Source organism: Limnofasciculus baicalensis BBK-W-15 (assembly GCF_024178385.1).
GTDB classification, from domain to species: Bacteria; Cyanobacteriota; Cyanobacteriia; order Cyanobacteriales; family Coleofasciculaceae; genus Limnofasciculus; species Limnofasciculus baicalensis.
Genome location: NZ_JAMZMM010000212.1, coordinates 1 through 10,678, shown reverse-complemented (window position 1 = coordinate 10,678; position 10,678 = coordinate 1). Strand labels below are relative to the sequence as shown.

Below are 10,678 nucleotides of genomic sequence, written 5' to 3'. Positions count from 1 at the left end.
CCCTTCTCCATATTATTTACGTCAGGGGCGATCGCTTTTCTGGGGAAAGTGGGTATGCTAGGGGCAGAGCTGTTTTCAAGTGTCTGCCATTTACAGAGTTAATTGGCGACATTGAGAAAAGGCTGCTTAATATCCTTACTTTATGTCATCGGGTAAAGATCGCTAGAGTCAGCAGAGTATTGGCTGTGATTCCTGTGGTGTGTGTCGCTTAGTTGAGCGGAGATGGGGAAACGCCAAGAGGCGGGACAAGAGGCGGGACACCTGTTCTACGTTTGGGGATCTATGGCAAAATATCTCTCATCAGAGGGAACTTTACTGAGATTCATGTGTCTTCATCTACTATGGGGTATTGTATTCCTCCGGATGTTTTTAATAAAGTCTTCGCTTGAAATCCCTCAAGCATTGGTCATCAGTCTGATTCTTATAATAATTTACAGTTTGACAGGAACATTGCCATGTCAATCGCTAAAAAGCTAGTCCAAGCCATTCAGAGTCTCTACCGTCAGATGTTGAAGCTATCTAGAAATATCACCAAAAAGGTGATGAATTGGCTATTGCGTAGCTTCATGATTATCGGTCGTCGCGGGAACTTTTCGCGATCTGGGTTCGTTTTGCCGACGGTGACGATGGTAATATTGGTGGTCGTATTGTTGACGACTGCGATCGTGTTTCGGTCGTTTGATAGGGCGAAGAATGCTGCTAATGTCAGGGTAAATGAGCGAGTGATGGCAGCAGCATCCCCAGCAATCAATCGGGCGCAAGCAAAAATAAATGCTTTGCTTGCAGATCCAACATTGCCTAGAGGTACACCCACAGATCAATCATTGTACCAGGCGATGACTATCAACCTGTCAGCTTATACTCTGGGAGATGAAACACCTCTGAGGCTGGTTTCTGAGTTCAATGGGCAAGGTGGTATACAAAGGGCACTCACTACAGAATTAGACAATTTAGAAGCACTAGATACAGCTTGGCGATTTCCTGTCGATACAGATAACAACGGAAAATTTGATAGCTATAATCTCTACGGTCTCTACTTCCGCAATCCTACCCGAAACGCTCAGAGATCCAGAAGTCCTTTAGAAGCCAGAACCCCGCCGATGGATAATGCTACGGCGGGGAATCCTTGTGGATCAGGAACAGCCGCTATCTTAGTAGGAAATTCAGGTTGGTACAAAACCACAGATGGGAATCTGAAAAAAAGCTTCTTTGTATTTTCGGTTACAGTACCAATTACTGAAAATCTTCCAGTTGGAAACTATGAAACTTACAAGGGACAACAAGGTTTTGCTGCTCTAGAGTATCAGCAAGATCAGTCTAGGGTTCCCCTAACTAATAATGCGGTTGTATACGAAGATGACCTTGAGATTACACCTGGTGCTGGGATTAAGCTAAACGGGCGGATCGTAACGAATAGTAACTTGGTAATTGGTCAAGCAGCTACTAATGTTCCGGTTCAGCTATTGCAGGTTAGTAGTATTAATTCTTGTTTCTATAGTGAAGAAAACGGTAAGGTAGTTGTTGGCGGCAATGTGGTGGTTGGCGGCATCGATACAAATAGAACTTTAGGTTCGGTTACAGTTGATTTGTTCAAATCGGGAGCAGAGCCTGCCCATCCTGCGTTAGAACCTACCAAGGCAACTGTGACAAACAACGGTATTCAAACAAGCTATAATAGCCAAGCTTATGCCCAAAGAATTAGCGATTTAGTACAAAGATCCGTCAACCCGCCACCAGAAGTCACAGAAAGAGTGACTAGAACAGGCGTTAGTCTGTCAAAAGCACTGGAAGATTACTACAAAGAACGGACGCGCAAAGTGCCATTTGCTGAAGTTCCTACTGCTAATGCAGATCCATTAAACAGTGCAACGACTCCAGCAGATTCTGGGACAAATCAGATGAGAGCTGGGCTAGATGCCTGGATATATCCTAATGACCTGGCTACTGGAGTCTCTAATAATAGTCTGACACTTAGGAAAGATCAGCCACCAGCAACAGATCCAGATAAAAGAGGTGCTAATGAAGAGAAACTGGGCGATCGCATTATTGTCGGAAACGGGTTACCAGCCAAGTGGTGGGACCCCGATTCAAAGAAATTTGTCAATTTCTACGATAAAATTCCTCAATTTGTTGACGGGAAAAATACTCAAACGACAGGCTGGGATGGAATAAATAAAAGCCCCTTCCGTACCCGCATGACTCAGGTTATTCCCCTCTCAGAGTTGGGTGACACTAGTCGGGACGGTTTCTGGGAGAGGAAAGCAGCCGATGTGCCCATTCAATCCCTTGATGGGATTGGGGGGTTGCGGGTAATTACAGGGGCTGGTATTTACGATCCAACTTCAGCAAACTATTTCTTACCAAGACGAAATCCTCCTATTGCTGATGATTTCTCAACGCTGGAAAATGAGGCAGATCCTGGGTTTGTTGTGGTTTTCCCTGATTCTATGCCTATGTGGGAAGATACCGATAACGATGGCATTCCAGATCTTCCCCCAGACGCTATTCCTGCTGCGAACACTGACAGACGTGGGGATTTAGTGATGCGGGCTACGGCAGTTTACCACTACAGAACCAGCAACTACCCCAACCCTCCAGGTAGCACTTATCCTACAGCAGGACAAGCGGATCAACGACCCATCGCCTGTATTAGTAGTTACTATAACCCCAGCACCAGCGTGACAGCTCGGAATGTGACTACCCTACCTAATGGTGCGGCAACACCTTGGCAACCCACGACTGAACTGGGTGTTGCGGCGGCGGGGAATGGTCTTTCTAACAACGGCATCACCTACGGAATACCCGCTGAAAATCCTAGTAGTATTGCCGGAATTACTCGAACTGCTGCTGGGGTGTTTAATACACCAGCCCCTCAAGCACCTAGTGTCCCAGGTGCAAACTGGCCGGCAAAGCTGAACTACCAAGCCAACCTCATCTACCCAGATGGACGATTTGTCAATGAAGCACTGCGGGCTGCTCTCACTCAGATAGCCGCAGCCAAACCGCTAACCTTAGCTCATCAATCAGCGATTGATACTGCCCTTTGTGGTCTACAAATTGCCGCCGGGACTCTAGTACCGAGTAATACTGTGATTCCTCACGGGACAATCTACGAAACAACTTTTCTGGATGCCCGACAAGTTAAAGGTATTGAAACAGAAGCCCCAGCAACATTTTTGGCTAACCCAGCTCCAGCTACTCCCGCTGACTATGACTTGCAACTAGAACAACGTCAGCCATTGGAAATTCGGGCGACTGTAATCAATCTGAATAATTTGCGACAAAACCCCGCAGGAGGAGTTACCGGGACATCCCCAGTACCCGGATCAGAGTATCTATTACCAGACAGTGGCATTATCTACGCTACTCGCGACGATGCCCTACTGGATCTGAGCGCACCAGGAGATAGCCCACCTCCCACTGCTGCACCTCTAACCGCAGCGGTTGCAGATCAGCGGACTCAAACTAGGAAGATCAACAGCCCAGTAGATTTTATCCTCGATCCAACCCGTCGTCCTAGTGCGATTATGCTGAGAAACGGCAGCAGATTGTCTCGTGGCGCTACTAATACTTACAAACAGGAAGAAAAGGGTTTAATTTTAGCCACTAACTTGCCTGTCTATGTCCAAGCAGATACTGTGACTGCTGGCAATCCTGGATTTAACCTCCATCAGAATCCCGATGGCACAATCTTAGAAGAATTTGGCACTGGGCAAACCTTGGCAGGAAATCCAACCTGGGATAATGCCTTTTTCTACACTAGCCGCACAGTGGCCGGCCGCGAACCAAACTTTGCTTGTCGTAATAATCAGCCCGGTTTGCCTAACTGCACGACAGGTGACTTATGGAGACCTGGGACTGTACTGGCAGATGCTGTGACTCTACTTTCTGATAATTTCCGCTTCGGTTTCCGCAATGAGGGAGATTATGATTTGAGAAAGAATGTGGAGAATTTGAGTAATAATCTGCTTCTTAACGGTTATGACTTTAATGGTAACGGTGCAACTCCTGCTGCTGACATAATCCAAGGCGAAGTTGCACTTGTTAGAGATCTCAATGGGGATGGCGACCAGCTTGATACCATTGAACAGGTATTTAATTTAGACCTTAATGGTAACGGTAATCAAACTGATGCTAATGTTCCTGAGAATCAGGTAACAATCACCGCAGCACGGCGGTTTAATGGCTTTTTTGACAATAATTACCTTACCAGCGCTGACTGGTTCGATCCTACTGATCGTTATCCCAAGGACTTTAACATAGTTGCAGCAAATAATCAGGGTAGCTCCTATGTCAATAACTTCGTGACTCCAATTCAGCGGCGGGCAAATTTTCCTGAATATGTGATGGAAATCTGCCGGCAACCTTTGGTTTCGCAGTGTGGACCGCAGAATTGGGTGGTTGGCATAGCAGCGAACCAAGCCTTGACAGCAGCGCAAGTACTAATACAGATGCCACTACCAACTGCTGCTCAACTATTATCAGGTACTACTGTATCATTGGCTCTTAACCCAGCAGATCAACGCTATCCTCGTCGTGTTGCGTTCCTTCGTAATGCAGCAAATCAACTAATTCTAGATGCTAGTAATAGACCAACTCCTATAGGTATTAATGCTGCTGGAAATGTAGCACTATTCCCTTATGGTGGAGCTGTGCCCAGATCAGTAAATAATGCTCTTTGGTTTAGAACAACCAGTACTCCAGCAACTCCCACAGGAGGTGTTAACTATGGAAATACCAATCCACTATCCTACCTGCAAGCACTAGCAGTAACAGCACCAGGAATCGGCACAACTCAGCAGCCCCTATTAGTCCCAGTACTCCAAATTCAAACTTTAACTGGCGTTCCAACAGCAGGTACAACTATCACCTCTCCCACTAACAACATCCTAACTGGTCCTAACAGCGATGCCAATAGCCAACGCTGGATGCAGAAACCTACCGCAACAACAACCTTCAATCTAGTCATGGCGAGTGGTGATAATCCTACCCGTGACACAGGTTTCCTTGGCGCACCTGGGATTGAAGTAAATGGTGGTATGCCAAACTTGCCGATTTTCCTGGAAAACTGGAGTGGTGTTGGTGCTGGGGCTGGTACGATTACTCGCATGAGCGGTTCCTTTATTCAGTTCAAACGGAGTGCTTATGCTACAGCCCCCTATACGCCGATTTTGGCAACTACTGGCAGCATATTTAACTACCCAAACCAACCATACCGAACTACTGCAAGTGGTGGCTTCACCCCTTCCGCTGGCGCACCTGCCCGTCAGTGGGGCTACGATGTAGGGCTACTCCCTCAGTTACCGGATTTGTTTTCCCTACAAGTCACAACACCAGCCGCAGGAGATCCCAATGAGTTTTACAGGGAATTGAGTCGGGATGATGATTGGGTGCAAGCTATGTTATGTGCCGCAGCTAAAACCAATACAGAAAAGACAGGAAAGTACGATACCTACGCATCTAATAACAGTAATAGCAATAAACCAACTAGTGATTGCAAAAATCTGAGTGATTACAACAGTTGAGAAAACCTGAGTTGAAATGATTATGATACCCCAAAAACAGCAAAATAAATCACTCTCATCTAGTCAATCCGGGTTCACAATAATTGAATCATTGGTGGCGATTATTGTCGTGTCAATATTATTAATAGGAATAGCCCCCGTAATCGTCCTCGCTGTGGGAGTGCGGGTTCAAGCCAGACGGGTGGAAAGAGCAACGGAAGCTGCGAAAACTTACATTGATGGTATTCGCTCTGGAGCAATTGACGCTCCTACCTCGATTGTGGGTACTGCTCCTACTCTAACTCAAGGAAGTTCTATTCTTCTTAATGATGCGCCCCCTCCCACTAGCGGCAGTTTAACCTGTACTACCAGCAGTGATTACTGTCCCACACCAGCTACTGTCTACTGCATTAATCTGGATGAGACAGGAGGTTGTCAAGTGGATAGTGCTAGCGATTTAGTTGTTCAAGGATTCCGCTCTGCTACACTTGCCACAGGTGCAATTGCTAACGATCCGGCTCGAGGTTACCGTTTAGGAGTGAGGGTTTACAGAGCAAATGGTTTTAGCGATTCCACTGATTTCAAGAAAAATACCCCAACCGCCAACGTCACGCAATCAGCTTCTTCTGGTACATTAGGCGATCGCAAAGCCCCACTAGTAGAAATGACTACAGATATTGCTCCCACGGGAAACTTTAATGGGTCCTATTCTAACTGGTGCGATCGCCTAAGATCTACTAGAACTCTTCCTACCACATCTAATTGCCGCTAAATATTTTGTAAACTAAGGGTGAAACTAGATTATGGGATCACTGAAATTCCGGAAATCACGTTTAATCAATCACCTTAAACAATCCAGAAAGGAGTGTTTAACAGGCGGATTTACTCTAATTGAACTATTGGTAGCGATGATTATTGCTGCTCTAATTATCACGCCCTTACTCGGTTTCATGGTCGATATACTAAATAGCGATCGCAAAGAACAAGCAAAGGCTCAATCAGAGCAAGAAATCAAAGCAGCCCTTAACTACATTGCACAAGACTTACAGCAGGCAGTCTTTATCTACGATAATATCAGCTTAAATGGCGGAACTGATGGTACCACCAATCCACCGACTCCCTATGTCAACCTCCTCGCTCAATTACCATCTGATCAAATCGCTGGAGTGACAGGTTGTAGTAATAGTGGTAGCGATACTTGCACACCTGTTCTGGTTTTTTGGAAGCGAGAGATAAGATCAGATGTTATCCCAATTGGCAACCCTACACCCAACTGTCCATCTGCGGCTAATTGCGATGATGCCTATGTTTACTCTCTCGTTGGCTACTACCTAATATCGGGAAATAACCCCAATAATACTTGGTCAAATCAAGCTCGGCTGGCTCGGTTTGAAATTAGTGATGGAGTCATCAATCCAACTACGCCACTTGTAGGTGGTCAACCTAATTATATTATCAATAACGATGCAGGTTTTAGTCTCTTTAGCCTGAAAGGATCGGGAAATCTAAAACAAAAAATGAACAGATGGACAAAGAGTACCACTCCATATAATGATATCAACTTTGGCAATAGAGTATTGGTAGATTATATAGACAACACAGCCCATAATTTAACTAATACAAAAGCAGCGATAAATTGCAATGTCAATGGCAATAAGGAAGAAATGGTGCCAAATACTGCCACACCCAAGGGATTTTATGTCTGTATAGATTCAAATAAAAATTCAGCACGAGTTTATATTAGAGGTAACGCATTAGCTCGAATCGCCAAGGTTAGCATCGGGGATCAAGACTCATTTTACCCAACAGCAACTATTCAGATAGAAGGGAAGGGATTTCTATTTAATCAATAATACTTTGTGTAAAATAAAGGTAACAAGTGAGAAGATGAGAAATGAATATCCCAGATTATATGAACAAAACATACAGGCTATATTTGAGAAAAGCACCTGTAAAACCAAGTCACAATCTGTTAATGCGATCCTATCCTAACTATAAAGAAGGAGGATTTACCTTGATCGAAATGCTCGTAGTGGTAATCATTATAGGGATTCTGAGTGCGATTGTGGGGCCTGGATGGTTAGCATTTGTAAACCGACAGCGGGTTAGTAAACTCAATGATGCTGTTTTGAGTGCCGTACAAAAAGCACAACAAGAAGCAAGACGGACAAAAAGCAGTTACACAGTGAGTTTTTACACGCCTACAGGAGGATTACCACAGGTAGCAGTTTATCCTAGTACTTCTTCTCCTAACTGGCAGAGTTTAAACCAGAATCTAGAGATAAAATCCAATCAAGTTATTCTAGGAACAAATCTAACAGGTGAAAATACAAAAGGTAGCTCTGTAGATTACTCCACAGCTACAACACCAACAAATCCCACCAAAAAAATTACTTTTGATTATCAAGGAAATCTTCGAGAAAACGCCGAAGCTGAATTAGGGATTGTTGTTGCTGTGCCCCAATCAAATAGCAATCCACCACAACCAATTAGTGGTACAAAACGATGTGTGGTAGTACAAACTATCCTGGGTTCACTTCAAACAAAACAAGGAAGCAACTGCCCTTAATAGCAAAGAAGAATAAAGCGTGTATATTTAGTTACTATATCACATCCAAATCAAAACCGCTAGATCACCGTAAAAACCCTGAATTTTAAAATTCAGGGTTTTTTTAATATTCCGCATTTTTACCCTGTTTTTACTTCCAAAAATCACCTTAAATCAGAAGAAATCAGCCACAATAACCCACTGATTTCACCAGGGTGAATTCCATGACTTCCCATAGCAAACATAATCACAAAATACCATATCCCTCAACCGCTGGATATACCCTAATCGAAATAATAATTATTGTAGCAATAGTGGGAATACTCAGTACAATTATCGCCCCTAGTTGGCTGAGTTTTATCGATCGTCAGCGCCTCAATACAGCCCAAGATCAAGTTTATAGAGCGATGCAGGAAGCTAAAAGTAATGCGACAAAAGATAAAATTACTTGGCAAGCTAGTTTTAGAGAAGAAAATGGAGTAACTCAGTGGGCTGTTCACCCTGAAACCCTTGTACCAGCAGCAGCCATTTGGTATAACTTTAACTCCAATATTCGCATTGATCAAGAGACAACCAGGAAGCTATCGAATGGTGTACGACAAGTAGAATTTGATTATAAAGGTAATACAAAACCACCATTTGGACGATTGACTTTATCTAGTAAGAATGGTGGTAAAACCAAACGCTGTGTATACATTTCCACCCTTATCGGTGCTATGCGTAAGGGGCAAGAACATTCTAAGGCAAATGATGGTAAGTATTGTTATTAAAAAGAAATTGAACTACGGCTCTCCCGTCTTTATGATGATAACAAAATCTTATTTAACTGTAGGGTGTGTTAGGCACGGGCGATAAATTCAGGATTTCAACCCATAATTAAATTCCCGTGCCTAACGCACCATTCTCAATGTTTGTAAGAGCAATGAACATTTTTCACCATTAACCCGAAAGAGCCAGCCCTGTAATTTTCTCTTCTTTGCGTACCTTTGCGAACCCCTTTGCGCACCTTTGCGTTAAAAAACTGTGTCAGGAGAGGGATCTTGGTGCGTTAGCTTTCGCATAACGCACCCTACTGTAATCTCAAAGTCCCCCTTACCAAGGGGGATTTAGGGGGTGTTCCCTACTCTAGTCTCAAAGTCCCCCTTACCAAGGGGGATTTAGGGGGTGTTCCCTACTCTAGTCTCAAAGTCCCCCTTACCAAGGGGGATTTAGGGGGTGTTCCCTACCGCTGATTCCACTCCTGGGCTGCATCAGCCACCGCCTTATCCACCGTCTTTTCTCCCAACATTGCCGCCTGTAAATTATCGTAAATCGCCTTTTGTAACTTATTCAAATCCTTCATAACTGGTACTAATATCTCAGCATCAGCTAACTGACTAGCACCAATATTCCGCGCTTGCTCCACAGCAGAAACATTAGGATTAGTAGATAACTCTGCCTGATACTTTTTCACAGACTCAACAGTTGAAGGTAAAACATTAGCTTCCTTCGCAAAAGCCAATTGATTAGCACTATTAGTCACAAACAAAGCAAATTTTAACGCATTATCTGGCTGCTCCGTATCGCGAGGAATCACCAAATTCATGACAGCTACATTCTTCTTCCCAGTTTGTCCAGTAATTTGAGGTGCAGTTGCCGAAACCTTAGCAATAGTAGGTGCATTAGTTTCAATCGACTTAATAAACTCAGCCCCAGAAGAAAGTAAAGCAGTCTCCCCAGCCTGATAAAGAGCGATCGCATTTTGGTGTCCTTGAGTCAAGACTTCCCGTGGTAATAATCCTTTTTTATATAAATCTACCCAATACTGAAAAGCCCCAATCCCTTCGGGCGTATTAAAAGCCGCTTTTCCCTCATTATCTACCAACTTTACCCCCATTTGCACAAAGGATTCCAACACATCCCCCGCATCCCCAGGCACAAAGGTGACAAAAATAGCATATTTACCCGTCTTATCTTTCACCGCCTGAGCCACTTGTGCTAATTCAGCATAAGTCGCAGGTGGCTTACTCACTCCAGCCTTTTTCAACAAATCCTGATTATAAATAGTGATATTTGTCGTAAGATACCAAGGAAGGCCAAAGCTTTTGTCATTGAGGGTACTAGCTTGCCAAATCTTGGGTAAATATTGCTGCTGTACAGGTTGGGGAATTTTGGCGCTTAAATCCAACCAAGCATTGCGAGAAGCAAGCTGAGAAGCGAAGTCAGGATTAAGATTCACAACATCTGGTGCAGTATTAGCAGACACCGCTGCTAAAATTTTACTTTCCATCTCCGACCAAGGCACATCAACCCACCGCACCTTCATCCCCGGATTCTCAGCCTCAAAGGTAGAGATCAGCTTATTAAAATATGTCGTAAACTGGGGCTGTAGCTGCATCGTCCAGAACTCAATTTCTGGGTTGGTAGAGGGAGAGGGCGCAGGCGTGCAGCTAATCGCCCAACTCAACAACAACCCTAGTAAGGAAAAAAGTCCCAGACGTTTCCAAGTTCTCATACGGCTCATGTACACTAACTATTTTAGATCCCCAGCACAACCCATAATCTTAACAGGCAAGAGGTTAGAGGAAGAGGCAAGAGGTTAGAGGCAAGAGGTTAGAGGGGGAAGAAGAAAAATTGCCCCCATGTC

Annotated in this window: 7 protein-coding genes; 6 read left to right on the top strand and 1 reads right to left on the bottom strand. The window is 44.3% G+C overall.

The window, feature by feature from the left end; translation table 11 throughout:
- The 6 genes from NJ959_RS18920 to NJ959_RS18895 all read left to right on the top strand — a co-directional run.
- A partial coding sequence (locus NJ959_RS18920; protein ID WP_254013296.1) for a hypothetical protein occupies window positions 1-212 on the top strand: 212 nt, incomplete at its 5' end.
- A gap of 243 nt (window positions 213-455) precedes the next feature.
- The gene (gene hpsA, locus NJ959_RS18915) at window positions 456-5,525 is read left to right on the top strand and encodes a hormogonium polysaccharide biosynthesis protein HpsA (RefSeq protein WP_254013295.1); all 5,070 of its coding nucleotides are present in this window, start codon (window positions 456-458) and stop codon (window positions 5,523-5,525) included.
- Window positions 5,526-5,541: 16 nt separating this feature from the next.
- The gene (gene hpsB, locus NJ959_RS18910) at window positions 5,542-6,276 is read left to right on the top strand and encodes a hormogonium polysaccharide secretion pseudopilin HpsB (RefSeq protein WP_254013294.1); all 735 of its coding nucleotides are present in this window, start codon (window positions 5,542-5,544) and stop codon (window positions 6,274-6,276) included.
- A gap of 31 nt (window positions 6,277-6,307) precedes the next feature.
- Window positions 6,308-7,357: a hormogonium polysaccharide secretion pseudopilin HpsC gene (gene hpsC, locus NJ959_RS18905; protein WP_254013293.1), complete on the top strand. Its 1,050-nt coding sequence runs from the start codon at window positions 6,308-6,310 to the stop codon at window positions 7,355-7,357.
- Window positions 7,358-7,416: 59 nt separating this feature from the next.
- Window positions 7,417-8,073: a type II secretion system protein gene (locus NJ959_RS18900; RefSeq protein WP_254013292.1), complete on the top strand. Its 657-nt coding sequence runs from the start codon at window positions 7,417-7,419 to the stop codon at window positions 8,071-8,073.
- Window positions 8,074-8,276: 203 nt separating this feature from the next.
- Window positions 8,277-8,822, top strand: a complete 546-nt coding sequence (locus NJ959_RS18895) for a pilus assembly FimT family protein (RefSeq protein ID WP_254013291.1) — start codon at window positions 8,277-8,279, stop codon at window positions 8,820-8,822.
- Between the two features lie 452 nt (window positions 8,823-9,274).
- On the opposite strand, the gene NJ959_RS18890 is transcribed toward NJ959_RS18895, so the two are convergent.
- Complete coding sequence (locus NJ959_RS18890; RefSeq protein ID WP_254013290.1) at window positions 9,275-10,555, bottom strand: ABC transporter substrate-binding protein; 1,281 nt, start codon at window positions 10,553-10,555, stop codon at window positions 9,275-9,277.
- Window positions 10,556-10,678 lie beyond the last annotated feature (123 nt).

What these genes read in the sequence shown, in the direction of transcription:
- hpsA (WP_254013295.1), top strand. Translation starts at nt 456, where the DNA reads ATGTCAATCGCTAAAAAGCTAGTCCAAGCCATTCAGAGTCTCTACCGT.
- hpsB (WP_254013294.1), top strand. Translation starts at nt 5,542, where the DNA reads ATGATTATGATACCCCAAAAACAGCAAAATAAATCACTCTCATCTAGT.
- hpsC (WP_254013293.1), top strand. Translation starts at nt 6,308, where the DNA reads ATGGGATCACTGAAATTCCGGAAATCACGTTTAATCAATCACCTTAAA.
- NJ959_RS18900 (WP_254013292.1), top strand. Translation starts at nt 7,417, where the DNA reads ATGAACAAAACATACAGGCTATATTTGAGAAAAGCACCTGTAAAACCA.
- NJ959_RS18895 (WP_254013291.1), top strand. Translation starts at nt 8,277, where the DNA reads ATGACTTCCCATAGCAAACATAATCACAAAATACCATATCCCTCAACC.
- NJ959_RS18890 (WP_254013290.1), bottom strand. Translation starts at nt 10,555, where the DNA reads ATGAGCCGTATGAGAACTTGGAAACGTCTGGGACTTTTTTCCTTACTA.